Genomic DNA, 24,133 nt, shown 5'->3' with positions numbered 1-24,133 from the left:
TCGGTGACATTCTGGCGATAATAAAGAAGAGTGATATGCAGTGCCCCCGCGAGCGAGAGTGTGCGTGGCCGTCCTCGACGCCGACGCCACGTGAATTCGTTCTCGATCCGTTCGGCGAGGATCGCGTAGTGCTCGGCCGTCATTCCCGTAGTAGTCTGTGTGTGCACCGGCTGGTTCCTTTGCGAAGAGTTTCTGTCAGAGGTTGCTCTTCAATCACAGCGGACCAGCCGGTGTTATCCGTGACCGACACGCACGAATCCATCTCGATCAATCGGATTTTGCATAAGCCTCAGTACTTACCCAAGTGCACCGACCTCTCGAACTGGTACGCCGAAGACCTCGAAGCCATCGCTCTCGCGCGAAACGACAGGCCCCAGAAAGTCCTCCCGTGGAAGACACCAGCACAGGTGTTCGCCGAACAGCTACACTCTCTCCCAGAATCCAGTGTTGAATCGACCGGTTGAACTCGCTTGCTACACGTCCAATGAGATCGCGAAATACGCGAAAAACCGCGGAATCACACGCCATGGAGGCACCGGTGCGTGACGACAACGCGTGGGCAGAATCATTCAACGACACACTGAAAAACGAACGCGTCAACCGAACCGCCTCTGCAACAAGAGAACGCAAGAAATACCCGCTCGACGCGCCCGCATCCTTACCGGTAACTAGACCTCACCGTCGCCGTTGGGAGGCTCCAGAACAGGATCATTTCCGTGGAACACGCCCGGATAGGATCCCGGGATGGCGAACGAATTGCGCGACGCCCTCAGAAGTGCGGCCCTCCGGCTTACTCCGCCCAAGATCGCGAACCTATGTCCACGACTTACAAGTTCGTCAAGGACCCGGTCGAAGAGAGCGCCGGCGAGTTCGAGGCTCACGCCCTGCATGGACGGCGCTATGGCCGTTGTAGAGGTAAAGCCCGGAGCTGTAACGTTATATGCCATGAATGCGTGTAGGCTGAATCGCGCACCGCTTTCCCGGGAAGCTGGCACGGCGATTATCGCCGTCGAGGGGCTCCTTACTAATGCGGCCTCCATCTCACTCGCCCAACCGCGACCCCAATCACGCGCAATCGACTCCACGACATCAATGTGCTCCGATGGCCGAGCTCGCCGAATTCTGAGGCATGTGTCGCCAACAGTAATCAAGTCGGTAAATTTTGTCTTTCGATTAGTGGTCGGGAAAAAGATGTCAGCCCAGGGGGACTGGATATCCCGAGCCTTCGGAGACAGCGGTTGGCGATCGGCGATCTTCGTGGCGATACTCTGGAGCGAGGCTGATAAGTGCCGCGACACGACTGCATATTTGTGTCCCTGATCACGAAGCGCGAATAGTGCTGCCGTACTCGCCTCTGAGATCAGCTCATCTGTGCAATCCGCGAGAAACGCAAATTCTCCCACCTCGCCCTTGCCCGCGCCGTTTACCGTGCAAGCTGCAACGATCGTATCGCCTCGTTTGGCCACGAAAACGTCGTCAGCCTGTAAGAAGCCTAGCGACAGCAGTTCCGCGAATCTGGGGGTCGCCCGAACAAATTTCCTAAGACTTCCGTCGCTGATGTCCTGGAGAGACAGCCTGCGGCCGCAAGGCTCACCTGGCCTGGGCGCTAGCCGATACAAAGGGACGAGCCAGTGCCAGGGCTCCTCACCTGCGGCGATCACTTCGTGCATACGGGCTCCTTCGTGTAGTGCCTCGCTGGATGCGGTATCCGCCTCGCACGCCCTTGCGTACGGTTCCAGGCCTTGACATCCTCGCGCCCACACCTCCACGGCTACATTCCGTGGGAGTGCGCAAGCCAAGGATGGTTATGGACTGACATCCAACAATTGCAAAGATAAGGCTTGCAGAGATCGTCCAGCCTGAAACGCCCCTAGACACGTCGGACACTCGGCGTTACGCTAACCACTCGATAGCAACTCTCCGGCGGGCGATTCCCCCTGCATAGCAGCCCACCTGAGAGCACGTGTGACATTCAGGCGTGGGCGGCAGCGGTGCTGGCACCAAAGAAGCGGTGCGGGTGCTGAGGTCTGTTCTTCGACGCACGGAGTAGGGGGGATATGAAGAATTTGAACCGGGCTGGTTTGAACTGGGCTGGTAGCAAGGTGGCTCTCATCGGAGGGGCTGGTTTCATCGGGCGTGCCCTCGCAGAGCGTCTCTCGAAAACGGGTGCGTCCGTCAGAATTATTGACAATCTGTCGGCCAAGCCTCTTTTGCCCGTGATCGGAGTTTGCTATGAGGAATCCGCGGAGGAGTTGACGCCGGAACGACTCTCAGACGTCGATGTTGTTATTCATCTGGCAGCCGATAAAAGTGTTCCTCGCTCATTTATTGACAGTCAGATAAAGCCGCGAAACATCGACATGACCCGCCGCGTTCTGTGGGCCTCCGAGCGTGCGAATGTCTCGAAGTTAGTGATTACCAGCAGCTGCGAAGTATACGGTGACGCGAGCCGTTTACCCAATCGGGAGGGAGACCCGCACCGTCCTCGGTCCCCGTATGCTGAAAGCAAAACAGAGATCGAACGATTGGTGAGGAGCCGCGCAGAAAATTCGCACGTCGATATAACTATAGCTCGGCTGTTCAATGTTTATGGTCCTGGCGAGAGGCCCGATGCTGTTATTCCGAGGGTTTGTGCTTCGATTGTTGCTAACGTTCCCTTCCCGATCGAGGGCGAGGGTACTCAGAAGCGAGACTTCTCATACATATCTACTACCGCACAGCATCTATTGAATATCTCGATGCACCGGAATCTGCGGGTGGTGAACATTGGGAGCGGAGTGTCGTCGTCAATCCGCGATCTGCTGGCGTGCCTTACTAGCAGTCGCGTGGACGTCCAGGTCGAGCATGGTAGACCGAGAAAAAACGATATCGGCGAGTTTAGGGCCGACGTCTCGATGCTCAATGAATACAGTCCTGGAGTGTCGAACGTTCCGCTGAGTGTGGGGTTGACCGAGACGCTGAACTGGTGGAAGTCGATGGGCCCCCGCTTCGCCAACGAAGCACTTACCGCTGAAGAGAAGAAAGCGAGAGAATGAGCTACTCAGCACCGGTCAGGGCAAGCGTAGACATCACGTACGCGTGTGATCTTCGATGCATTCATTGCAGAACAAACACTGGAGAAATTCCCGTTCACATACGCCGCCGCATGCTCGGGACCGAGCAGCTTCAAGATACTCTTCGGCAATTGGATGATCTTGGAACGTTCGAGATCACTCTTACAGGTGGTGAACCGACGATGCGGAAGAGCTTCTGGGATGTTATTCAGGTCGTTCCCGAGTTGAAGCACTCCATAGTCACCCTCATTACGAACGCCGCCAATCTCTCTCCCGAACAGCTCGATCAGATCGTCGAGCAAGGCATAAATTCGATACGAGTAAGTGTGGATGGTACACGTGAGACCTTCTTAAAGGTCCGGCTTCTGGACGTGTTTGAGCAGGTGATGACGAACGCCGCCTATCTAGCTAAGCGGGTCGACAGCTTCAAGATCCTGACAACGGCTATGACCACGAACTACGACAATCTGCTTGACCTCACGGAGTACCTTCGGCACGAAGGATTCCGTCGGCAAGACCTGATTTTGGTGCGCGCACATGGTCGAGGCGGACGAAACCGGCTTCTCCTCACTGAGGGACAGACCATGGCTCTGCATCGGAAGGTCCGCGAGTTTCAGGAGGACGTCTCACCAATAGAATTCGATCTGCGTCTCAATGCGCCATATCTTGTCAAAGAGAAGACGCCGTCCTACGACGATGTCATCATGTACCCTTATCGAGTCAGGGACACTAGCATCGCCATTTCGGCGACCGGCGACGTCACAATGAGTAGGTTGTACAGTGCTGAGCCATTGGGAAACCTCAAGGACAAGCCTCTTCGCGATATCTGGGAGCAAGGACAGGAACAGCTAGAATACGAACAGGCTGAGTACCCCGAGGACAAGCTTCGCGAGATTTTCTGGGAGTTTGCTCCGGAAGATGGCCAGCGGACTGACTATGGCTTCACTTCGCTTTTAGATCGACAGATCTTTGAAGGATACGAGGTGCGATGATGACGAGCGCTACAGAAATTTTCTCGGCCTTGGTCGGAAGGGCAGGTGAACTGTTGGCGGAGAAAGGCGAGGCGTGGGCAACGGAGGACGTACCGACGATACACACATCTCTTCGGGATCTTCGTCTTGATTCGATGGAGCAGGTAGAGCTCATTTCGGATCTTGAGGTCCAATTTAGAGTCGAGATCGACGATCATCGTATGCGCGAAGCTCGGACTGTGGGTGACGTATGTAACGCAATCGCAGGAGAGACTAAGAATTCAGACCCAGTAAGAGAGGATTTCTAAGTGCTCATTCGAGCGCATGGTCATACAGAAATGGTCCCCTGGGCGCCAGCGCGGGCGACTACCGGCCAAGCGAACAATCATGAGAGATGTGTCGTGGTCCAATTTATTCGACTTGGCCATGATACGCCCGGTGGCTCGTTCTCCGCTGGTGGTGCGGACCAGGTCGTGGCTGTGGTGACTAGTTTTCGTCCACCGGCGCGAGGAGTCCTTTTACCGACGCGAGCAACGGAGTGCGGACCTTATCGCGAGAAGTCCGGGCTTAAGCGCTGTGATCGACTCTCGAATTGGAAAGGTCTCTACCGGGGACTCGATGAGGGCAATACCGCCCCGCGAAAGACTGGCCAGATTCGAACTGGCTCAACGCGATGAATCCTAGCTTTCATCTTTTCAGGTTCGCAAGTTCCTCAATGAGGTCGTCGGCTCGGGCGCATCCTATGTGGCCGTCATAACGCACAGCGGTGTGATCGACGCCGTCTTCGACACGAGTACGGGTTCCCATGCTGTCGAGCTTGGGAGCAATTCTGCGAACGTGATCACCTGGCACGACGGTCCGGTCGGTCACGGGCCGGAGCGTGGACGCTCCTCGGGCACGACAGTTTCGGAATGGGAGAGATCCGATGTTACCTGGCACCAGCAAGCGTCAACCTAGTCTTGTCGTCCTCTGTGTAGATGGTGGCAAAGCCGCATGGGTCGACGAGGTCGGTCTGGGTGACTTTTCACAACTATTTCGCGAGAAGCAAAGCTCAGATGTGTACGAGCTAGCCACCGTATTTCCGTCCTCGACGGCTCCCGCTCATGCCTCCTTTCTTACAGGGCTTGAGCCCGAGGATCACGGGATTGTAGGGAATCGGTTCTGGGAGGACGAGAGCGTCCGTGCAATTCGAAATGCTTCCAACAACCCATTGCTCAGTATTCATGCATATGAGAATCACAGCATGTATACGAGTTCCTTGCTCAATGATCTAGACTCCGCTGGCTATTCGTGGGCCGCGGTACACTTTCCTCATACCTTCAGTACCTCATCACCGCTAGGGTCGCCCTCTGTCTACTGTATCTACGCTCCAAGCAGGACAATTGTGCTGGGAAAAGACGGGAGCGCTAAGGCGTCCGTTTTCTTCGGAGAGGACGTCGAGTTTTCTTTTGATTCTGTCACGGGACGGAATAGCTGCGTAATCAGCGTCGATGGCCGGGCCTGGTATCTCGGCGCCGACATGCAACGATTCCAGTTCAGTATTGAAGCGGGGCCTCTTTCAGTCGGGGCACGATACCGCGGAAATCTCGAAGGGCCAGATGTCGCCATCGAGCTAGGTACTTCGGTACTCACGCTGGCTACACCGAACTTTGATGCTCCCTCTTGTAAAGAGGATGGCCCTTGTTCTCTCGCGGCTGAATACAGTCTTGGTGAGGGAGTCAGTTTCTTTGAATCGCCACGTATCGAGTGGATAACATTCACAGCGCTTCGTGCAGTCGAGCAGTTTGTCCCCGAAGTGCTGTTTGTGCGATACAACCAAGTTGACCACGCACAAGAATTCTTATACTGGTACCTGATTAACGGAAATGCTGACCAGCGGTTGAAGGCACGAGAGCTGCTGTTGTCGACCTATCGAAAAATTGCAGAAAATATTGAGACTCTAGCAAAAAGTTTCGGACATGAGACAAAGTTTCTCTTCTTCTCGGATCACGGAATTGATTGGGTGTCGAAGCATGTCAATCCGAATGTGGCATTAAAGAGGTTGGGTCTTGATCATGACGCGATTTTCCAAGGCGATAGTAATTGTTCCTACCTCTATTCGGAGCGCCAAATTGGTGTCGAGGACATCGGGCGTATAGAAACGTTTGTAAAAGACCATATACCGGGAGTTTCTGTTGGCAGCATCGGTTCTAATTCCCAAGCCCGGTCTAGGTCGAGAAGACTAGGACAGATGACGCTGATCGCGGGTTCGAACCTTGAGTTTCGCTATGAGCAAGTTGGTCTCATTCGTGAGGTGTGTTCTGCCTCGCATGGCGATTCGCCAGCGAGGAGTGAAATGTCCGGCTTTTTCCGAACCTACGGATTTGACACCGGGGGAATAACTTCTGTGCGATCTATCACACAGCTGCGTGAGTTCATACAACGTGAACTGAATCTAGGCGGTCTCCTGCCATGACAATTGATAAAAGCATGCAACCGCGAAGCTCCGCTCGATGTAGGTCGCTTTCCGTTTCCGAGGTGATTGGCGTGGATGAGGTCTATCACGTTGACGGAGGGTTGCCCCTACGAGTGATAAGGCTGGGTGGTGGGACGAAGAGAACCAAAGGGAACATCTTTGACGCCCAAATGTTATCAGGTTTAGAAAGTGATCTCGTTCATACGTTTGAGGCTAATGCTATAGGTTTGGTGATCACCGGGACACGCGGATTCTTCAGCGTGGGGGCTGATGTTCACTCGTTCAAGGGGCAGAGTGCCTCTGACGTGGGGAATTTCATAGATCGTGGGCTCCACGTGATGGAGCAATTACGAACTGCGCCCATACCTACAGTCGCACTCGTGAACGGAGTCGCCCTCGGCGGTGGCCTTGAATTGGCGTTGCACTGCGATCTGCGCGCGGCGACATCTACTGTTCGGGCCATAGGATTTCCCGAGTCCGGACACGGTTTTCTCCCATCGTGGGGCGGTGTCGGACTGGTGTCACGATTGACTTCACAGACCGTCGCGAAGGAAATTCTGTTCGAGCGAGTAAGTCCGCAGAGTTACCTGACGAGTGTGGATGCCGTTGCAATCGGACTTCTACATTTGGCCGTGCCGTCGCATATCTTGCACGAGAACGCTGAAGTTCTCTTCGACTTGGTGGACCTAGCGACTGCTTATCGGGCGCGGCGCTCGGTTGGAGGGAACGGACAACGGGACAGGTCGCGGATCATAGATACCTACGGGCGTGGCCGAAGTATGGCTGACCTCCTTGATGTCGGTCCAGATGATCTCATCGAGTTCGCACGTCTGCACGACTACGGCGAGACAGCGCGGCGCGTGCGCTCGATCACTCTGCAGCGACTTCTCGGAGCAAGGAGAGACGAAGATCATAATGAGGAATCGTGTAGCGGTTGTAGGCGTGGGTGCGGTGTCACCAGCGGGAGGAACGGCACCTGCAGCGGTGGACTCAATGCAGACAGCCAAAGGATTGACGACCCTCAATGCCGCGCTGTCGAAGGAACTCGGTGAGCCTGTGGCGGCCGGGCACGTCGCTGCTTTCGAGTGGGGAACGGATGTCTCGCCCCACGTCGCTCGTCGAAGCGATCGTGCGGTCGCCCTTGCGTTGGCAGCCGCAAAGGAGGCTGTCGACGTGACTGGGCTGCGCGACAGCACCCGTCTGAGGAGAGCGCTGATTTCTGTGGGAAGCGCAGCGGCCGGGCTCGCCTCCACAGAGAAGATTGTTGCAGCCTCGTCTCTGACAAAACAACGCCCAGGCCCCTTTGCGGCACCAAAGATGATGGTTAATGGGCCGGCCGCAGCTCTGTCTCTCGCTTTCGGTATACATGGCCCGGCGGAGACGATTTCTACTGCGTGCGCAAGTGGTACCAGCGCCGTAGGGCGGGCCTACATCGCGATCCAGGACGGTCGTGCGGACCTCGCTCTGGCAGGGGGAACGGATGCGCCGATCAGTCCCACGGCGGTGCTTGCATTCGGCCGGATGGGCGCTCTGGCACAGCACCGTGGCGAGCCATCGGAGCGCAGCCGGCCGTTCGATGCCGCTCGGACCGGATTTGTGCTCGCTGAGGGAGCGGCCTTCTTGGTGCTCGAGAACTGGGAGAAGGCTCGTCAACGCGGCGCGGATATTTTCGGGGAAATCCTTGGCTTTGCGTCGAACTCGGACGCATACCACGTGGTCTCCCCAAGACCAGATGCTCTTTTCATTCGGCGTTGCATGGAGGAAGCGCTCGCATCCGGCGGTTTGGACAATGAGGATATATCCCACGTGAACGCGCACGGTACTGGAACGATGCTCAACGATCTTTATGAAGCGGACGCAATTGCGGCCCTGTTTGGTTCGTCCACACCTGTCACCGCATATAAGGGTGCCACTGGACATATGCTGGGTGCGTCGGGTGCGTTCGAGCTTGTTGTTGATCTGCTCCTCACCAGAAGCGGTTACGCTCCGGCGATCGCCAATCTCAGCGCTCCCGGCCCCGATATAAGAATTCGTGCTCTCACGGAGTCGATCGGCGTCCCTCAAGATCAACCATTCATGTCCAACTCGTTTGGATTCGGCGGCCACAACGCGAGCATTATTGCAAGGGCCTTTTCATGATGGGTTCCAGACTTCACAGCCTTCGCCTTACGCGATCCCCCTGCCTCCCGCTGTGTGCCGCCAGCTCAACCCGCGCCGTCGATCATCATTTGAGCGCGGCAGCATGGAGCATCGTGGTGGGAGCGCTGCCTATTATTCTCCTTTGTGCTGTGCACGGGGAGGTATCGTTCGTCTGCCGGGCACATACTCTCGCGTCAGCTGATAGTGATGTATATCAGGCGGCGACGTTCATGACGAATGTGGGAAGCCCGATGTGCTCGTTGGCGCTCAGCGCTGTCTGTGTTCTCTTGAGCATGGTGGCGGCTAGATTTAGACTTTCGGCTGGAATCGCGATAGCGAGCGTCGCAGCAGCTCGTCTTGGTGTGTACTTCAAAGAGGCTGTCGGACGACCACGTCCGAATTGCGGACCTAGTACCGGGTTAGACGCCGTTCCTGGGTATAGCTTCCCCTCTGGGCACGCAATCACGATCACTGTGATCTGTGGTTCTGCCGCTCTCATTGGGGTGCCTCTGATGAGAGGAAGACGACGGCTAGTGTTCGCAACCTCCCTAGCGATACTGTGGGCCACCGTGTCCTGGTCTCGAGTTATTTTAGGAGTGCATTTCCCCAGTGATGTACTGGCCGGCCAAGCAATCGGTCTCGCTTTCGTCTTTATTGTCACCGGCGCCGACCGTGCATATGACGATCGCCACTCTACGAAATTTTGTGAGAAAGGAATGATAAAGTGAAGATCCTAATATCTGTGTCGGACAAGGTGTGGGGAGGGAAGCATGCCTACATGCATGCGCTTGCGGTAGAGCTCGAAGAACTCGGACACGAGATTCTCATTGTCGCCGAGAGAAATTCGACGTTTTGCGCTGAAGCGCGTCGGAGCAATTTGCGGGTGGAGGAAGTCGACGATTTTATCGGAATCGAAAGCCGCAAAGTGTTGCTCGGGTGCGGAGAAAAATATTCCTTTCACGCCTTTGTTACGTCGGGACGACGTGATTTTTCGGCTGTCAAAGGCCTCTTCAACCCACAGGCAGTGTCGGTCCTGATTCGTCACTCCGGTTTCCCACTGGACGACGACGTGGAGACGCGTCGGAGTGTCGAGTCTTTGGATCTTCTCTTCGCGACATCCAACGAGCAAAGGTACAACCAGTTCGAGTTTCTCGATCGTGCTGAGTTATCGCCGGATGTTCGGGTGCTACCGAGTGGGATGAGATCGTCCTACTTCGAGGAGTTGGAGGAGATCGACCGTGCGGCTGTAAGAGAGGACCTCAAACTTCACGATGGCGAGCGGGTCGTTCTCGTCGCAGCTCGCCTTTCATGGGAGAAGCAGCTCGACAGCGCGTTGCGGACATTCGCTCAGGCGTCATCTGTCCATCACGATGTGCATCTTATGATCGTGGGCGGAGGGCCGGAGGAAGAGTCGCTACGCGCGACCGCCGATGACCTCGGAATTATGGATCGTGTCCGGTTCTACGGATATCGCCGCGACGTTTCCAGGTTCCTCAAAGCGGCCGATATATTCCTGTTCACCAGTCAGGCTGCCGAGACCGGTCCGCTCGCCCTTAAGGAGGCGATGGCTGCCGGGCTGCCTGTGATTGCCGACGCTGTCGGAGGCGTATCCGAATTTGTTCGCCACGAGGATAACGGAATCCTCGTCTACTCGGATGAGGAGCGCACGGGCCAACTCCTTCGCCTGTTAGGTGACGCGGAGCTCGCAGAGTACCTTGGTCAACAGGCTTCGCGGACCGCACGTGCTGAGTTCAGATTCGAGCCTCGCGCGCGTGCATTCGCACGTGCGCTCGAATCTGCTGCCCTCGTCAAGCGGGACGATGCCGAGATGCTCTCGGAACTATCCTGGGACGGAGTTCGGGTACGTTCGGAGGGCTTTGGCGGCTATCTCTTCGTGCCTCGCACATCTAATGTGATCGAAGTTGGACCTGAGGAGTTTGACCTGGTGGCAAATTCTGTGCGTGAAGATCGGCCTTCGTTGCTTTCGAGCGGTTCGGCTCCTTCCTCGCTCGTCTCGGACCTTTACGCCATGGGAGCTCTTGTGCGCGCAGGGGCTGAAACCTTCGACCATCGAGAACGCGTCTGATGGCTCGGGCTCTTGCGATTGTTGCCCATCCTGATGACGAGGTATTGGGCGTGGGGGGAACTCTCGCATCGCTCTCTGCGTCTGGCGTCGAAGTTTTCGTGGCGGTGGCCTGCGAAGGTGTTGGTCTCCGGCACGGCACCGCCTCGCTCGATTCCGTACGAGCTCGAACATCGCATGCAGCGTCCCTTCTCGGTGTGAGTCGATGTTTGTTCGGCTCGCACGGGCTGGACGGTCGGCTCCTAGCCGATCAGGAACAATCAGAGGTCGTTCGATACGTAGAGCGGCTTATCGAAGAGATTCGACCTCAGGTGGTGTTTACTCACGCATCCCAGGATATTCACGCGGATCACCGAAGCCTGCGTGTCGCAGTTCTGTACGCGTCACGAACTTTTGTCCGACCATTCTTGACAGAGCTCATGCTCTTCGAAACTCTTTCATCCACTGAGCAAGGCTTCGGCATAACTAACGCCTTTCGCCCTAATACTTTTGTAGATGTCTCGGGACACATGAGCGCGAAGCTGGCAGCACTTTCTCTCTACGAGGAGGAGTTGGGGCCGTTCCCCCATCCGCGATCACGCGAGGCTGTCGAGGGGCTCGCCGTTGTTCGTGGTGCGCAAGCCGGGTTCAACAGGGCCGAAGCTTTTGAAATGGTCTTCTCTAAACGTGGGAGTTTGTGCTTCAATGTCTCGTGATCCTGCGCTTTTTCAAGCGAGCGTCGAGCAGCTTCCGGCCCGCGAGGCGGCCTTCATTTTGCGCGGCGTTTCGAAACGGTATGGGCGCGCTTCCGGGCCGGTCGTACAGATAGCCGATCTGAGACTCGAGCGCGGGCAGACGGTTGCCCTGTTGGGAAGGAACGGCTCGGGGAAGAGTACGCTCACGAAGCTTCTCGCGGGGGTAATAGCCCCATCGAAAGGCCGGGTCGAATGTCTGGGTGAGCATGTAGTTCCTTCGCGTCCTTGGCCTAGTCAAGTAGTGGCCTACATGCCGCAGAGTGGCGGTGCCTTTAATAACCTGACTGGCAAGGAGTCCCTGGTGCTTACGGCGAGGCTCAGGGGGTTGCGAGGGAGGGCGGCCAGGGAGGACGTCGACCGGGTTGTGTCACTTCTCGATTGCGTTCCTCTTCTGTCACGCCCTACTCGGTCACTGTCGGGCGGGCAGGTGAGGCTGCTTCAGTTCGCCGTGAGTTTGATCGGTGATCTTCCGATCCTTTTGCTTGACGAGCCAACGAACGATCTGGACGCGCAAAAGAGGGAGCTTGTATGGGGCATCGTCGAAAAAATGAAGAGGAGCGCGAAGACGGTTCTCGTCGTAACTCATGTGCCGCACGAAGCGGCGTCACTATTCGACCGAGTCATTATTATGCGGGATGGACTCATCGTAGGGGAAAGTGATGCGAGTTCTGCTGTCCATTTTGCTGAGTCGCTGATCCACATAGAGGCCGGACCGTATAGCCATCAATTGTCGGAGATATTCCGCCGATACTCTCGTGGAGAGAAGCCCGGAAGGGTCGTGGCCGGTAATCTGCATGCCGCCATAGCGGGACGATCGGTCTCCGATTTTCTTCGGGAGATTCAAGATCTCGGAGTTCCGCACCTTCGGATGCGGTCGTCGTCCGTGGAGGACATCTATGACACGCTCTCATAAGGCCACCGCCGTCCGGGCCGACGTACCGTCCGTGCGCTTCCTCGTGGCTGTCTACGCCCTTGTCGTTATGCAACTGACCAACTGGAGGTGGTCCTGGCCTCAGATGCTACTCACCGGATTCTTAGCTCCGGTGATGACGAGCCTCGGTTTGGGCCTTTACGCAGGATCCTCTAACATCGCTGGCGCTACCACATACGTTGTCAGTGGAAGTATAACTCTCGCTGTGATGTTTGAGACGATGGGACGCGTGGCATCCAATTTTGCGTTTATGAAGCAAATGGGGACGATCGTCTACCTTTCATCATTCCCGATTCGGTCGACGGCGTTGATGTTGTCCAGTATGGTCTCCTTCGGTCTGTTGGCACTTCCGGCAGTCTTGGTGACCAGCGTCGTGTCAGCTCCTCTTGTAGGCGTCGTGCTCGATGTGAGTTGGTATCTTCTGCCGCTTCTCGCTCTGGTCATGCTTCCGTTTGTGGCACTCGGTGCGATGATCGGAAGTCTTTCTCGTTCACTCGAGGAGGCTTCCTCTTTGACTTTGGCGATCACTGTATTGATGACCGGGCTCGGTCCTATTGTCATCCATCCGGATCTGTTGCCCTCTTGGCTTGTTGCTGTGGGGAGGTTCAATCCGGCGACGTATGCCTCGGAGATTGTTCGAGCAGTTCTTTTTGGGTCGTCGCCATCACTATGGTTCGCGGTTCTTGTAATATCGGCGGTCGGGTGTGTCGCTATTGGCGTCGCATCCTTCGCGATGAGATGGCGGCGCTAGTCGCCGACGCTAATGAGGAGGTAACGGTTGGTTCAGCATTGGATAGTGACTGGAGGTGCAGGTTACATTGGCTCGCATCTTGTTGCAGCCTTGCGGGGGTTGAAGCACATCGTCACGGTGATTGATGATCTTTCGACGGGTGACCCAGCTCGTCTTCCCGCCGATGTGCGACTCATTGAAGCGGATATCGCGGAATCTGATCGCCTCATGTCCGAGCTTCGGGGCTCTCGTCCATCGGGTGTCTTTCACCTTGCCGCGAAGAAATCGGTGAAAGAATCGGTGAGTTGTCCCAGCAAATATTGGAGAGTGAATGTAGTTGGTACGCTCTCTCTCCTTGATGTAGCTAGTCAGATGGGGATGACAAAGCTGGTATTCTCGTCGAGCGCGGCGGTGTATGGCAGTCCGACGCGTAGTGGACCGGTACACGAGAATGACGCTCTCTTACCTGTGAGTCCGTACGGGACCTCAAAGCTGGCAGCCGAGATGGCAATACGAGAGGTCTGCGATAGCGTCGGCATGAAATGGATATCGCTGCGTTATTTTAATGTCGCGGGGTGTAATTCGCCGTTGCTCGCAGACCGAGGCGGTGAGACTCTTCTTCCGCGTCTGGCCGAGTCGGTACTTTCCGGTGAGCCTGCCGAGATCTTTGGTATCGATTATCCGACCCCTGATAGGACGGCTGTGAGAGACTACGTGCATGTACAAGACGTGGTTGACGCTCATCTGCGGGCCATGGCCGCGCTGAGTGAAGGCGTGTCGGATGTCTACAACATAGGCCGGGGCGTCGGGATCTCTGTGTGGCAGATTGTGCGGGAAATGCTTCAGGCAGGTAATTCCAGCACGGAACCAGTAACGCGTCCTCGACGCGCTGGCGATGTAGCGGCGATATGGGCGGATGTCGATAAGGCTCGTGAGCATTTGGGTTGGACCGCTACTCGTGGAATTGGCCACATGGTCCTGGATGAGGTGCGCGCGCGATCATGACGGGTGATCGAGCACGTGTGGCCACGGGTGCGCCGCTTGTCTCTGTCTACTTTAGTGTGAGGAGAGTTTCTCGAAGACCGGGTTCATGTGATGATCGTGAACGGGTGATGATCTCGGCCGGTAAGAGCCGTGATTATCAATCACAGTCAGCGGTTGAGTTGCAGAAGTCACTTCTCCGTGAGATCGGATCATCGGCACCGTCGCGCAGTGGAATAAGTCAGCTCCGAGTTTCGCGCTCCCATGTACCTGGTCTGGTAGCGGTGGCTGCTTCCTCCGCAGGCGTCGGGATAGACATTGAGCGCATTAAGGGTCATGGAACTTCGTTCGTGCGACGATTTCTCGCCGAAGGGGAGTTTGATGACTACGAGAGGTCAGGCCATTCTCATGCGTTCGTCACGCGTCGCTGGACGCAAAAGGAGGCACTATTTAAAGCCAGCGGCAGGCGTTCCATCTGGCCTCACCGTGAGTGGGAGGTATGTGACTCGCCGGTCTGCTGGCCCCGTCCGGTTGAGAGTTCTAGTATCTTCGTCGGCCGACTGGTAGGTTGCGATTCGCTCTCGGTGTTGTCGATGAAGCTACGGCCTAGCACTCTTGTGAGTTGCGCAGTAATGGGCGAGGGTCGTGGTGTCAGCTGGGAGTTTCTTCCGGGCGAAAGTCTTCCGGCTCACTAACCTCGATCTTTCATGGGCGTCTGGAGAGGGCTTGTTGAGTATTGGTGGGCTCGACTGGGCCTCATTCTGCTGGTCGGGTACGACAGTGGGACGCTGTGTGGGTGAGTCGGTTTTGGATGGCTTGAGGTGTCCTATCACTGCTCTTCAATAAAAGTGGATCAGCCGGTCTTATCCGATTTGCGGATCTTCGCGCGGGGGAGGATGACCTGCTCATCGACGCCCACGGCAGATCCGTCGCGATGACGTTCGTGGAACGCCCGGCCGACTCGTTGATTCCAGGGCACGATGTGACGAACTCGACTAATCTCTGGCGTTGTCGGCCCTGCGCTGCGCGAGCGTCGAGGAGCGCGGCGACGCGCGTCAGTGCGTTGAGGGGTCCTGCTCGACCTCGGTGCGGTCGCCTGACCACAGAGTGTGGAAGGTGCCCTCTTTATCGCTGCGCTGGTAGGTGTGCGCGCCGAAAAAGTCGCGCTGGCCCTGCACGAGGGCGGCCGGGAGGCGCTTCGAAGCGAGCGAGTCGTAGTACGAGAGCGCGGCGCCGAAACCGGGGATCGGTACGCCCGAGAGGGCAGCGGTCGAGACGATGCGGCGCCAGGCGGCTTCTCCGTTCGCGACGGCCTCGGCGAAGTACGGGTCCTCGAGCAGGGTCGTGATCGCGGCGTTCTCGTCGTACGCATCGACGATTCTGTTGAGGAACTGCGCGCGGATGATGCAGCCCGCGCGCCAGATCTTGGCGACGGCGCCCTTATCGATTTCCCAGCCGTACTTGTCGGCCCCCGCAATGATTGCGTCAAATCCCTGCGAGTAGGCGACGACCTTCGACGCGTAGAGGGCGGCGCGCACATCGTCCTCGAATCCGTCGTACCGCTCGACCGGAGTCGGTCGCGACGTGACGCGTGCCTGTACCGCTGCGCGCTGCTCCGGGTGCGACGAGACAGCGCGGGCGAACACGGCTTCGGCGATGCCGCCGACGGGGACGCCGAGGTCGAGCGCGTTCTGCACGGTCCAGACGCCGGTGCCCTTGGAGCCGGCCTGGTCGAGGACGATGTCGAGGAAGGGCATCCCGGTGTCGGCATCAACCTGGCGAAGCACCTCGGCCGTGATCTCGATGAGGTATGACTCGAGGTCGCCCTTGTTCCAGGCGTCGAAGACGTCGGCGATGGCGGCGGGCTCGTGACCGCCGACGGTGCGGAGCAGGTCATATGCCTCGGCGATGAGCTGCATGTCGGCGTACTCGATGCCGTTGTGGATCATCTTGACGAAGTGGCCGGCGCCGTCGGTGCCGATGTGGGTGACGCACGGCTCGCCCTCGGCGACCGCGGCGATCGAGGAGAGGATCGGGCCGAGGGTCCGATACGACTCCACCGAGCCGCCGGGCATGATCGAGGGGCCCTTCAGCGCGCCCTCCTCGCCGCCCGAGATGCCGGTGCCGACGAAGTGGATGCCGTTCTCGCGCACTGCCTTCTCTCGGCGGATCGTGTCCGTGAAGAGCGCGTTGCCGCCGTCGACGATGATGTCCCCGGGCTCGAAGACCCGGGTCAGCTGCTCGATGACGGCGTCTGTGCCGCGGCCGGCCTGCACCATGATGATCGCGGTGCGCGGAGTGGCGAGCGAGGCGGCGAAGTCCTCGATGGTCTCGGAGGCGACGAAGCCCGCCTCGGGGTGCTCGGTGATCAGGGTCTCGGTGCGGCCGTAGGAGCGGTTGAAGACCGCGACCGTGTTGCCCTCGCGGCTGGCGAGGTTGCGGGCGAGGTTGGAGCCCATCACCGCCAGACCGACGACTCCGATGTTGGCGGTGGCGGTGGGCTTGTCAGACACAGTTCTCCTCGACGTTCGCGTTCAGGGTCGTTCCCAGGCTAGCCCCGGCCGTTCTGAGGCGCCCGGAGTCGCTGTGCCGAGGATCTGCACATCGGTCGCAGAGCTGGCGCACGGCTGTGCGGATCGGGCCCAGAAGGGCAGGCGGCCGATCGCGGCGGTCACAACTCGGCCACTGCGAGTTCGAGGCCGTATTCCAGCGCAGAGCTCCGGCTCTCCTCCGGCAGGCCGCAGTCGCTGACGATCCCGTCGAGCGCATCCAGCGGAAGCGCCTTGAAGCGCTCGAAGAGACCGAACTTCGTGCTGTCGGCCACGAGGATGCAGGACGCGGCCGCCTCTCGCGCCGCGTGCTTGAGCAACACCTTGTCGGTCTCGGGAGTGGTCACGCCGTGGGTGAGATCCCAGGCGCCGGTGCTGACAAAGGACAGGTCGAGACCGAGCCCAGCCACGGTCGCTGCGGCGAGCGGGCCGCTGGCGGATCCGCTGGAGGAATCGACGACTCCGCCCGTATGGATCGTCGTGATCTCGGGGTGCGGCAGCAGCGCCAGTACCGTGAAAAAGTCGTTCGTGACCACGGTCACACCGCGCCGGTCGAGGAGGAACGGCACGATCGCTTCACAGGTGGTCCCGGCATCGAGGAAGACCACCATGTCATCCTCGACGAACTCGGCGGCCCGGCGCCCGATGGCCTGCTTGCGAGGCAGCTCAAGGCTGACCCGCGAGCCTCGCTCGCGCGGCGGCTCCGATCCGAGAGCGCCGCTGAGCCGCACCCCACCCTGCACCGGGATGACGCGGCCCGACTCTTCGAGCGTGGCGATGTCGCGCCGGATGGTCATGTGCGACACGTTCAAACGCTCGCCGAGATGGCGGATGCTGAGGACTCCGGCGCTGCGCAGCAGACGCAGAATCTCCTGGTGGCGCTGCTCCGGGATGAGCGGGGGCGAGACAGTCATCGTGACCACTGTAGAGGCGATCCCGCGCCGATCCGCATACAGGTATGGCTTTCTGTGACGATCCGGGCTACCGTGTGCCTCGATGTTAAGCAAACAAGAAGTCCTCGCGACCATCGTTCAGACCGGCGCCGTGCTGATCGTTCGACCCGAGAGTGCGGAGGAGGCGCTCGCCGTCTCCCGCGCCGCGGTTTCTGGCGGCTTCCGCGCCCTTGAAATCACGCTCTCCTTTCCCGGCGCGCTCGGGGTGATCAGCATCCTCTCGGCCCAGTACGCCAAGAAGGGCATCGCCATCGGAGCGGGCACTGTCCTCGACGCCCACGCGGCCTTCGCAGCGGTCCAGGCCGGCGCAAGCATCCTTGTCAGCCCGAACCTCGACCCCGCGATGATCCGCACCGCGAACCGCTACCAGGCCGTCGCGATCAGCGGAGCGTTCACCCCGACCGAGGTCGTGCAGACGCTGGAGGCGGGGGCCGACATCGTGAAACTCTTTCCCACCGGACCGGCTGGGCCGGATTACGTCAAGGCGTTACTCGCGCCTCTGCCGCAGGCGCCGATCCTGCCTGCGGGCGGCGCCACCTCGCAGAACGTCCGCGCGTGGTTCGCCGCCGGGGTGACGGCGGTCGGAGTCGGCAGCTTCGTCACCAGGGCCGCGCGTCTCGATGGGGACCTCGGGAATGTGACACGAGCGTCCGAGGAGATCCTCGCGGCAATCACCGCCGCTCGGTCCTGAGCCGACCGCCTCTGCTCCCGGTCCGCCGGTTTGGCTCTGCGCCTCCGACCGGTGCGACTCGCGTGCTCCCTAAAGCCCACCGCCCGTCCAGAACACGAAGGAGTGATCGACAGATGACTGAGAGTGCCGCCCGACCCGCCCTCGACCCCGCCGAGAGGAAAAGCATCCGGATTCGCTGGTTCCTCGTCGGCTTTCTCGTGCTCGGCGGAGTCGTCAACTACCTCGATCGGAGCACGCTGAGCGTCGCGAACACGACGATCGCCCAGGAGTTCGAGCTGGATGCCCTGCACATGGGCCTGCTCCTCTCAGCATTCTCCTGGCCGTACGCGATCGCGAACCTCCCGGCGGGGTACCTCGTCGACAAGCTCGGTCCGAAGCGGATGTTCGCGTTCGCCGCGGGAGCGTGGTCGCTCGTCTCGATGGTCACCGCGGCCGCCGGATCCTTCGGCGCGCTCTACGCGGCGCGGGTCGCTCTCGGGATCGCCGAGTCGCCGTTCTTCACCTCGGCGCTCGCGGTCAACGAACGCTGGTTCGCGCGGTCCGAACGGGCCCTGCCCGTGTCGCTCGTCAACACCGGCTCGCAAATCGCCAATGCGATTGCGCCGCCGGTGCTGACGCTGCTCCTGCTCACGATGAGCTGGCGAGGGATGTTCGTCGTCGTCGGCGCCATCGGCATCGTTATTGCGGTGGTGTGGCTGCGGATCTACCGCGACCCGACGCTCCGCGAACACGCGATGATCGCGGGGGACGCGGCCCGAGCGCGAGTTTCCGCCTCCGCCGAGAAGGTGGGCTGGGGCTCGCTCCTCACGCAGGCGAACACCTGGTTCATGGTGATTGGCGCATTCGGGATCTTCTACACCGTGTGGGTCTACCTCACCTGGTTGCCGAGCTACCTGCAGACTGCTCGCGGATTCAGTCTCGCCGAGAGCGGCGGAGTCGCCGCCCTGCCATTCCTCTGCGGCATCGTTGGAGTCCTCTTCGGCGGTTGGCTCTCCACTCGCCTCATCCACCGGGGGATGTCGACCGTCTTCTCGCGCAAGATTCCGATCGTCGGAGGCGCACTGCTCGCGTCGGCCGCGGTGCTTCCGCTCGCTTATGTCGACAGCACGCCCCTCGCGATCGCGCTGCTCTCGCTCGGCTACTTCGCCTCGCAGGTGCCGATTGGCTGCCTGTGGACGCTCGCCTCCGATATCGCGCCGCCCCGACAGGTCGCCTCGCTGGGCGCCATCCAGAACTTCGGCGGCTTCATCGGAGCGGCGGTCGCGCCCGTGGTGACGGGTGCGATCCTCACGGCGACCGGTGGTGACTACACCGTGGTGTTCCTAGTGGGCGGAGTCTTGCTGCTCGTCGGCGCTGTGTCGTACGGACTCTTCGTGAAGGATCGGTCGACCAGTGCCTCCTGAGGGCGCGGCCGAGCCGCTACCGAGCCCGCACGTCACCCGTGCCGACGGATCGGCGTCCGGCCGGCTGTATATCGTCATCGGACCGGCCGGCTCGGGCAAATCCACGGTGAGCACACGACTCGCGCGCCGACTCCGCGCCGCCTACGTCGATAAGGACTCCGTCGCCACCCTCTTCACGGAGTCGCTACTCCGCCTCGCCGGCACCGACCCCCAGACGCGCGACGACAACGCGTACTACCAGGACCACGTGCTCGAGGTGGAGTACCGCACGTTGCTCGGCCTCGCCGGCGACAACCTCCGCCTGGGCACCTCGGTCGTCCTCGACGCTCCGTTTGTCCGCTTCTTCCTGCAGGAGGACTTCCTCGAGAAGGCCGCTCGGGAGTTCGACTGGCCACCCAGTACCGAGATCGTGGTCGTCCACGTCACAGCCGACCGCGCGCGGATGCGCGAGCGAGTAATCGGTCGAGGCTACGACCGCGACGCCTGGAAGATCAGCCACTGGGACGAGTTTTGGCGGGCAGCGCGGGCCGCGGACTGCCGATGGCTCGGCGCCAGGCACGTCACGATCGACAACAGCTCGGCTGACCTGGGAGCGCTCGAGGAGGCGCTGACGGCGCTGGTGCCGGTCGAGTGAGGGTGGGGACGGCGCCGGCTGACTGTGAATCACACCGCTGTGCGGCGATTTTTTGACACCGCTTCGTGTCGCTGCACCGACGTGCTTGCTCGTGCGTCTTCGACGACGCGATGGCACACTCGTTGACATGACCGCTCATCGCGAAGGCTGGACATTCGAATTCAGCGAGGGCGATCAGGACCCGACTTCTCAACACCCTGAGGCGATCGTGCAGATGGTGAAAACTCTTCACGACAACGCTCGGTCTGCCTTCAATGCTGCAAGAGCGGCACAGCATTCCTTAGAGCGGGGAATCATCGTCGGGCATCTCTCGGGAATTGATTCCCATACCCTCGCTGCTCTGACTGGGCTGCCTCTTGAGGCAGTAAATAAAACAATTCAATCATCTACGGAGTCAAATTCCGCGGCCACGTAGGCGGGCGGTGACACACCCTTCCCTCCGCTCGGAGGGGTTGCTATGTGCGACTTTGGCGACTGAACCATTTACATCCTGGCGTCTCAGACTGGCGAGGTCGGCACAGATGTGCTTGGCTTCGAAGCCGATGCGTGCGCAGGTGCCTTCGCGCAGATGTCCGTCGTCGCCAATGGTCTTGTGTGGGAAGCGCAGAATACGTGCGTCGACATCCAATTCTGTTTACCCTCAACCCCTCCGCATGAAGCTGCAAAGTACGCGTAGCGGATTCCCGTGCGCGATCATGAATATCGAGTGTGAGGCGTCCGCTCCTCGCAGTCTGCACGACAACGTTAAGACGGTTGCGGAGAGCGAGCCCTGCGTGACAAGGACCACTGACGAGTACGATCGGATCGCCTATCCGACGATCAACGGCGTAGAGCACGGTTCGTTCGTCGATTCCCTGCTCGCAGTAGTTCCTTGAGGCTTATGCAACATTCAGGTTAAGCATCACAGACGCCTGGGTCAGTGGCATCTTCGTTGAGCATTCAAGAGTATTTTGCATAGGCCTCTATTCCGTTCGCGATCGGGTTCTCCGAGATCCCCAGCTTTTCGGGGTCTGCGCCATCGACATTCCACTTCGTGCCTGAGTGGCGACGTCTTGGCGGGCTTTATCGCGAGACGGCTTTGGCACTATTTCGGGTGTCCTCTCCGGCAGCGATCGGCGGTCGCCGTGCCTCTGGAGTCAATTCAATTTTCCGGGGGAGCGCCGGAATGACGGGGAATCTGCGTACCGGTCGTCACAGCGAGTTGCGTGCATGTCGGCGGAGCCATCGACAGCGGCACTGCTCTGAGTCCTTGGCTGAGGTGTGTGGGTGCACAGTGACGACTGCCGGGGTTCCTGTTCGTGTGTTGGCGGCGTGCTACGGTCTCGGCCAATATCACGAAGGGGAGCGTTTCATGGCTCAGATTAGTGTGACGCCGGAAGAGTTGAAGCAGCAGGCTCAGGTGTATACCCGCTCGAAGGAAGAGATCGAGCAGGCTCTTCAGAAGGTGAATCAGATGAATTCGACCATTGCTGAGGAGTGGAAGGGTCAGGCGTTCCAGGCGTATCTCGCGCAGTACAACCAGCTGTCTGAGAGCGTGAAGAAGTTCGAGGAGCTGTTGGTGAACATCAACGAGCAGTTGAATAAGTACGCGGACACTATCGCTGAGCGTGATGCGCAGGATGCGCAGAGCTTCGGGTTCTAGCCGCTTCCCGCGCGCAGACTCGGCACGGCGGTCTCTCCTCGTGAGAATTCGAGCATCCGATCCTTTCTGCGCAGGCTGGTGCGAGAGCGGTGAATTGAACGAGATGGTGAGGAGGCGGTAGATGATGAATTCAGACACAAGAGTCACACGTGACGGGTTCCCTGAGGAGACTCGGTCGGTGTCGATTCTCACGTCCCGTGTGGCGGAGACGAGCGGTGGATGGGATCGGGGTGGTGACCTGAATGTTCCGGAGGTCGCGGTTGTCTCCGAGATTGACGCTGACGTGTCCACACTGATTGACGCGCAGGATGCGCAGGGTGGCGAGGTGTCCGAGTGAGTGTGGTGGAGTTTTCTGCGGATTCGTGGCAGGCGTCGTCTCCGGGGTTGCAGAAGAGTCTCGCGGAGCGGAGTGAGGCGCTTGATGCGCTCCTGCAGGGGCTCCAGAGTCTCGCGGCCTCGGGGAATATCAGTGGTCAGGGTGCTGATGCGATGCGTGCGTATATTCGGGAGGTGCATGTCCCGATTGTGCAGTCGCTGTTGGTGTGTCTGTCGACGTTTCAGACCGCGATTGGCGTGTATTGGAACGGGTATTCTCAGGTGGATACGGACGGGAATTTCCGGCTCGTGAACGATGAGTACGACGCGCATCTGGCTCAGCTTGATACTGGTATCGGGCGGTTGCGGGGGTTCGCGGCCGATCTGCGGTCGATTGCTGCTCGCGCGTCGCATCTGGTGTCGTTGGACGGCGCTGGCGCGTCCGCGGCCGATGCCGCTGCGGAGGGTTTCGAGCGGATGCGGTCGATCGTGACGTCTCAGCAGGAGGCGTGGGCGGCGTATGAGGCCACGGATCCCGGGTTCGGTCAGGTGAAAAACCTGGTGGCGGAGTTGAACCGGGTCGTGGCGAACCTGGGGAGTCTGACTGTCGGGCAGGGACGCTCCTACCTGCCGGGAAGCTTTAATCTGACGTTGCGGACGTTGGGGGAGTTGACCGGGGGGATGCTGGAGTATTGCCGGACGAATCAGCAGGTCGCCTCCGACGGGTGGCAGGCCCTGTTCTCCGGGTATGTCGATGATGTTGAAGCTGAACAGGATCGGCAACGGAAAGAGGATGCCCTGTGGGGGGTGCTGTGGGACGCGGTACAGGTCGTTGAGGGTGTGTTGATTCTCGCGGTGGGCGTGGTGGGTACGCCGTTCAGCGCGGGCGCGACGTTGGCGTTCGCGGGGCTGGGTGGGTCGCTGATCGTGGGGGGTGTGAACAGCGCGATTAACGACGCGTCGATCGCGTCGACCGGTGAGGGGTTGAACCTGGCCGGGATGGCCAGCGATCAGGTGGCCCAATGGTATGACGTCACTGTGATGCAGCCGGCGGTCGAGTCCGGGTCGTGGGCGGGGCAGCTCGTCGCTGGTGTCGGGTCTGGCGTCGGGCAGCTGGTCAGCGGTGCGGCGCAGATGAATTTGCGTGACACGGGGCGTGGGATCGAGGCCCTCGTCTTCGATGAGAAGGTGCGTAACCAGGCGTGGCAGCAGGTTACGACGCTCGTTGACCAGGTTCGCGCGGGTAACCCGGTGGTGATCGGACAGATCGTCGGGAACGTCCTGCCCGGAGCGGCGGCGTTGAAGATCGCGAAAACGAGCGGACTTCTGGGCGAGGCCAACAAGGTCGCCGACTTCGCGAAACCCATCATCACGAACCCGAGCAGGACCACCAGCGCACTGGACTGGCTCAAGAATGACCTCGGCGCGGGAGGGGTGACAGTCAGCAACGTATTCGAGCCGACAATACTGCCTCGGATAGATCTGCGGAAGGCCGAGGTTAGACGTCTTGACGATGCCGATCTGAGGGGTGATCCGCGCTTTGAGGCCGCGTTGGAGGACCGCGATAACGCGCAAACCAAGCTGGACCAGGCGACTACAGCACGCAACCAGGCGCTCACCGAACTCCGGGAACTTGGTATCGACATCGATCCAAAGACACTCAAGCAGAAGGACATCAGACGTGTAATTGATAGCCATCGTGACGAGGTGAGTCTTGCTGACCTTTCGGACGCTGAGAAGGACGCGCGGCTTCGTCTCCTCGACGAGCTGGAAAAGCGCTCTTTTGAGGAGCGTAAGGATTGGACTGCACGCAACAACTCGTCGAGAGACCTTGGCGAAAAAGCAGCGGCAGCATATCGAGAAGCGCTT

General features: G+C 59.4%; 24 protein-coding genes and 4 pseudogenes. 24 read left to right on the top strand and 4 right to left on the bottom strand.

Annotated features, from left to right (window positions below; genetic code table 11):
• Nucleotides 1-290: 290 nt before the first annotated feature.
• Nucleotides 291-464, top strand: a pseudogene (locus B0H03_RS16935) (IS30 family transposase); the annotation flags it as partial.
• A gap of 204 nt (nucleotides 465-668) precedes the next feature.
• On the opposite strand, the gene B0H03_RS16300 reads toward B0H03_RS16935, so the two are convergent.
• Nucleotides 669-1,670: a hypothetical protein gene (locus tag B0H03_RS16300; RefSeq protein WP_104353952.1), complete on the bottom strand. Its 1,002-nt coding sequence runs from the start codon at nucleotides 1,668-1,670 to the stop codon at nucleotides 669-671.
• A gap of 387 nt (nucleotides 1,671-2,057) precedes the next feature.
• Between B0H03_RS16300 and B0H03_RS15065 the strand changes: the two genes are divergently transcribed.
• The 12 genes and pseudogenes from B0H03_RS15065 to B0H03_RS17175 all read left to right on the top strand — a co-directional run bounded on the left by B0H03_RS15065 (nucleotide 2,058) and on the right by B0H03_RS17175 (nucleotide 11,396).
• The gene (locus B0H03_RS15065) at nucleotides 2,058-3,035 is read left to right on the top strand and encodes an NAD-dependent epimerase/dehydratase family protein (protein WP_104263736.1); all 978 of its coding nucleotides are present in this window, start codon (nucleotides 2,058-2,060) and stop codon (nucleotides 3,033-3,035) included.
• Nucleotides 3,032-4,045 carry a radical SAM protein gene (locus tag B0H03_RS15060; RefSeq protein ID WP_104263737.1) on the top strand — a complete coding sequence of 338 codons (1,014 nt, stop codon included), beginning with the start codon at nucleotides 3,032-3,034 and terminating at the stop codon, nucleotides 4,043-4,045. The genes B0H03_RS15065 and B0H03_RS15060 overlap by 4 nt, the downstream gene beginning before the upstream one ends.
• Nucleotides 4,042-4,332 carry an acyl carrier protein gene (locus B0H03_RS15055; RefSeq protein ID WP_104263738.1) on the top strand — a complete coding sequence of 97 codons (291 nt, stop codon included), beginning with the start codon at nucleotides 4,042-4,044 and terminating at the stop codon, nucleotides 4,330-4,332. Before B0H03_RS15060 ends, B0H03_RS15055 begins: the two co-directional genes overlap by 4 nt.
• Before the next feature lie 617 nt (nucleotides 4,333-4,949).
• Nucleotides 4,950-5,330 (top strand): annotated as a pseudogene (locus B0H03_RS17600) (alkaline phosphatase family protein); the annotation flags it as partial.
• Nucleotides 5,331-5,408: 78 nt separating this feature from the next.
• Nucleotides 5,409-6,479: a hypothetical protein gene (locus B0H03_RS15050; protein ID WP_237399271.1), complete on the top strand. Its 1,071-nt coding sequence runs from the start codon at nucleotides 5,409-5,411 to the stop codon at nucleotides 6,477-6,479.
• Nucleotides 6,476-7,531 carry an enoyl-CoA hydratase/isomerase family protein gene (locus B0H03_RS17595; protein WP_104263740.1) on the top strand — a complete coding sequence of 352 codons (1,056 nt, stop codon included), beginning with the start codon at nucleotides 6,476-6,478 and terminating at the stop codon, nucleotides 7,529-7,531. Before B0H03_RS15050 ends, B0H03_RS17595 begins: the two co-directional genes overlap by 4 nt.
• Nucleotides 7,413-8,114: pseudogene (locus B0H03_RS17590) on the top strand (beta-ketoacyl synthase N-terminal-like domain-containing protein); the annotation flags it as partial. The gene B0H03_RS17595 and the pseudogene B0H03_RS17590, both read left to right, overlap by 119 nt.
• Nucleotides 8,103-8,618, top strand: a complete 516-nt coding sequence (locus B0H03_RS17585; protein ID WP_419956888.1) for a hypothetical protein — start codon at nucleotides 8,103-8,105, stop codon at nucleotides 8,616-8,618. The pseudogene B0H03_RS17590 and the gene B0H03_RS17585, both read left to right, overlap by 12 nt.
• Complete coding sequence (locus tag B0H03_RS17580) at nucleotides 8,615-9,346, top strand: phosphatase PAP2 family protein (RefSeq protein WP_104263742.1); 732 nt, start codon at nucleotides 8,615-8,617, stop codon at nucleotides 9,344-9,346. The genes B0H03_RS17585 and B0H03_RS17580 overlap by 4 nt, the downstream gene beginning before the upstream one ends.
• Nucleotides 9,343-10,704 carry a glycosyltransferase family 4 protein gene (locus B0H03_RS15030; protein WP_104263743.1) on the top strand — a complete coding sequence of 454 codons (1,362 nt, stop codon included), beginning with the start codon at nucleotides 9,343-9,345 and terminating at the stop codon, nucleotides 10,702-10,704. The genes B0H03_RS17580 and B0H03_RS15030 overlap by 4 nt, the downstream gene beginning before the upstream one ends.
• Nucleotides 10,704-11,069, top strand: a pseudogene (locus B0H03_RS17575) (PIG-L deacetylase family protein); the annotation flags it as partial. The gene B0H03_RS15030 and the pseudogene B0H03_RS17575, both read left to right, overlap by 1 nt.
• A gap of 51 nt (nucleotides 11,070-11,120) precedes the next feature.
• Nucleotides 11,121-11,396, top strand: a complete 276-nt coding sequence (locus B0H03_RS17175; RefSeq protein WP_237399273.1) for a PIG-L deacetylase family protein — start codon at nucleotides 11,121-11,123, stop codon at nucleotides 11,394-11,396.
• Here the strand turns inward: B0H03_RS17175 and B0H03_RS17170 are convergent.
• Complete coding sequence (locus B0H03_RS17170) at nucleotides 11,383-11,643, bottom strand: hypothetical protein (protein WP_237399320.1); 261 nt, start codon at nucleotides 11,641-11,643, stop codon at nucleotides 11,383-11,385. The two genes, B0H03_RS17175 and B0H03_RS17170, sit on opposite strands and share 14 nt — an antisense overlap.
• Between B0H03_RS17170 and B0H03_RS15020 the strand changes: the two genes are divergently transcribed.
• The 4 genes from B0H03_RS15020 to B0H03_RS17570 are packed head-to-tail and all read left to right on the top strand — an operon-like array spanning nucleotide 11,548 to nucleotide 14,772.
• Nucleotides 11,548-12,348, top strand: a complete 801-nt coding sequence (locus B0H03_RS15020) for an ABC transporter ATP-binding protein (RefSeq protein ID WP_237399317.1) — start codon at nucleotides 11,548-11,550, stop codon at nucleotides 12,346-12,348. The two genes, B0H03_RS17170 and B0H03_RS15020, sit on opposite strands and share 96 nt — an antisense overlap.
• On the top strand, nucleotides 12,332-13,117 hold the full coding sequence (locus tag B0H03_RS15015; RefSeq protein ID WP_104263746.1) for an ABC transporter permease: 786 nt from the start codon (nucleotides 12,332-12,334) through the stop codon (nucleotides 13,115-13,117). Before B0H03_RS15020 ends, B0H03_RS15015 begins: the two co-directional genes overlap by 17 nt.
• Nucleotides 13,118-13,162: 45 nt before the next feature.
• Nucleotides 13,163-14,101 (top strand): UDP-glucose 4-epimerase GalE, encoded by a 939-nt coding sequence (galE, locus tag B0H03_RS15010; RefSeq protein ID WP_160487223.1) that lies wholly within the window; start codon nucleotides 13,163-13,165, stop codon nucleotides 14,099-14,101.
• Nucleotides 14,098-14,772 carry a 4'-phosphopantetheinyl transferase family protein gene (locus B0H03_RS17570; protein ID WP_104263748.1) on the top strand — a complete coding sequence of 225 codons (675 nt, stop codon included), beginning with the start codon at nucleotides 14,098-14,100 and terminating at the stop codon, nucleotides 14,770-14,772. Before galE ends, B0H03_RS17570 begins: the two co-directional genes overlap by 4 nt.
• A gap of 360 nt (nucleotides 14,773-15,132) precedes the next feature.
• Here B0H03_RS17570 and gndA read toward each other — a convergent pair whose 3' ends face one another.
• Both gndA and B0H03_RS14995 read right to left on the bottom strand, forming a co-directional pair.
• Entirely contained in the window at nucleotides 15,133-16,536 is a 1,404-nt protein-coding gene (gndA, locus tag B0H03_RS15000) for an NADP-dependent phosphogluconate dehydrogenase (protein WP_237399319.1), read from the bottom strand.
• 212 nt (nucleotides 16,537-16,748) lie between these two features.
• Nucleotides 16,749-17,540 carry a DeoR/GlpR family DNA-binding transcription regulator gene (locus B0H03_RS14995; protein ID WP_104263754.1) on the bottom strand — a complete coding sequence of 264 codons (792 nt, stop codon included), beginning with the start codon at nucleotides 17,538-17,540 and terminating at the stop codon, nucleotides 16,749-16,751.
• A gap of 82 nt (nucleotides 17,541-17,622) precedes the next feature.
• Between B0H03_RS14995 and B0H03_RS14990 the strand changes: the two genes are divergently transcribed.
• The 7 genes from B0H03_RS14990 to B0H03_RS14965 form a co-directional block, all read left to right on the top strand.
• Nucleotides 17,623-18,270: a bifunctional 4-hydroxy-2-oxoglutarate aldolase/2-dehydro-3-deoxy-phosphogluconate aldolase gene (locus B0H03_RS14990; protein WP_104263750.1), complete on the top strand. Its 648-nt coding sequence runs from the start codon at nucleotides 17,623-17,625 to the stop codon at nucleotides 18,268-18,270.
• A gap of 113 nt (nucleotides 18,271-18,383) precedes the next feature.
• On the top strand, nucleotides 18,384-19,673 hold the full coding sequence (locus B0H03_RS14985) for an MFS transporter (protein WP_104263751.1): 1,290 nt from the start codon (nucleotides 18,384-18,386) through the stop codon (nucleotides 19,671-19,673).
• Entirely contained in the window at nucleotides 19,663-20,307 is a 645-nt protein-coding gene (locus B0H03_RS14980) for a P-loop nucleotide/nucleoside kinase family protein (protein ID WP_104263752.1), read from the top strand. Before B0H03_RS14985 ends, B0H03_RS14980 begins: the two co-directional genes overlap by 11 nt.
• Nucleotides 20,308-20,434: 127 nt before the next feature.
• Complete coding sequence (locus tag B0H03_RS16295) at nucleotides 20,435-20,722, top strand: hypothetical protein (protein ID WP_127843843.1); 288 nt, start codon at nucleotides 20,435-20,437, stop codon at nucleotides 20,720-20,722.
• 936 nt (nucleotides 20,723-21,658) lie between these two features.
• Nucleotides 21,659-21,949, top strand: coding sequence for a WXG100 family type VII secretion target (locus B0H03_RS14970; protein ID WP_104353954.1), 291 nt, complete (start codon nucleotides 21,659-21,661; stop codon nucleotides 21,947-21,949).
• A 178-nt stretch (nucleotides 21,950-22,127) separates the two neighbouring features.
• Entirely contained in the window at nucleotides 22,128-22,286 is a 159-nt protein-coding gene (locus B0H03_RS16790) for a hypothetical protein (RefSeq protein ID WP_164860172.1), read from the top strand.
• The coding region (locus B0H03_RS14965; protein WP_338103527.1) for a T7SS effector LXG polymorphic toxin at nucleotides 22,283-24,133 on the top strand (1,851 nt) is incomplete at its 3' end. The genes B0H03_RS16790 and B0H03_RS14965, both read left to right, overlap by 4 nt.

Origin of the sequence: Rathayibacter iranicus NCPPB 2253 = VKM Ac-1602 (genome assembly GCF_003149025.1) — a bacterium.
GTDB classification, from domain to species: Bacteria; Actinomycetota; Actinomycetes; order Actinomycetales; family Microbacteriaceae; genus Rathayibacter; species Rathayibacter iranicus.
The sequence above is the reverse complement of the archived record's forward strand: the minus strand, read 5'-3'. Positions and strand labels throughout refer to the sequence as shown.

What these genes read in the sequence shown, in the direction of transcription:
- B0H03_RS16300 (WP_104353952.1), bottom strand. Translation starts at nt 1,670, where the DNA reads ATGCACGAAGTGATCGCCGCAGGTGAGGAGCCCTGGCACTGGCTCGTC.
- B0H03_RS15065 (WP_104263736.1), top strand. Translation starts at nt 2,058, where the DNA reads ATGAAGAATTTGAACCGGGCTGGTTTGAACTGGGCTGGTAGCAAGGTG.
- B0H03_RS15060 (WP_104263737.1), top strand. Translation starts at nt 3,032, where the DNA reads ATGAGCTACTCAGCACCGGTCAGGGCAAGCGTAGACATCACGTACGCG.
- B0H03_RS15055 (WP_104263738.1), top strand. Translation starts at nt 4,042, where the DNA reads ATGATGACGAGCGCTACAGAAATTTTCTCGGCCTTGGTCGGAAGGGCA.
- B0H03_RS17595 (WP_104263740.1), top strand. Translation starts at nt 6,476, where the DNA reads ATGACAATTGATAAAAGCATGCAACCGCGAAGCTCCGCTCGATGTAGG.
- B0H03_RS17580 (WP_104263742.1), top strand. Translation starts at nt 8,615, where the DNA reads ATGATGGGTTCCAGACTTCACAGCCTTCGCCTTACGCGATCCCCCTGC.
- B0H03_RS17175 (WP_237399273.1), top strand. Translation starts at nt 11,121, where the DNA reads ATGCTCTTCGAAACTCTTTCATCCACTGAGCAAGGCTTCGGCATAACT.
- B0H03_RS17170 (WP_237399320.1), bottom strand. Translation starts at nt 11,643, where the DNA reads ATGCTCACCCAGACATTCGACCCGGCCTTTCGATGGGGCTATTACCCC.
- B0H03_RS15015 (WP_104263746.1), top strand. Translation starts at nt 12,332, where the DNA reads ATGACACGCTCTCATAAGGCCACCGCCGTCCGGGCCGACGTACCGTCC.
- B0H03_RS17570 (WP_104263748.1), top strand. Translation starts at nt 14,098, where the DNA reads ATGACGGGTGATCGAGCACGTGTGGCCACGGGTGCGCCGCTTGTCTCT.
- gndA (WP_237399319.1), bottom strand. Translation starts at nt 16,536, where the DNA reads ATGGGCTCCAACCTCGCCCGCAACCTCGCCAGCCGCGAGGGCAACACG.
- B0H03_RS14995 (WP_104263754.1), bottom strand. Translation starts at nt 17,540, where the DNA reads ATGACTGTCTCGCCCCCGCTCATCCCGGAGCAGCGCCACCAGGAGATT.
- B0H03_RS14990 (WP_104263750.1), top strand. Translation starts at nt 17,623, where the DNA reads ATGTTAAGCAAACAAGAAGTCCTCGCGACCATCGTTCAGACCGGCGCC.
- B0H03_RS14985 (WP_104263751.1), top strand. Translation starts at nt 18,384, where the DNA reads ATGACTGAGAGTGCCGCCCGACCCGCCCTCGACCCCGCCGAGAGGAAA.
- B0H03_RS16295 (WP_127843843.1), top strand. Translation starts at nt 20,435, where the DNA reads ATGACCGCTCATCGCGAAGGCTGGACATTCGAATTCAGCGAGGGCGAT.
- B0H03_RS14970 (WP_104353954.1), top strand. Translation starts at nt 21,659, where the DNA reads ATGGCTCAGATTAGTGTGACGCCGGAAGAGTTGAAGCAGCAGGCTCAG.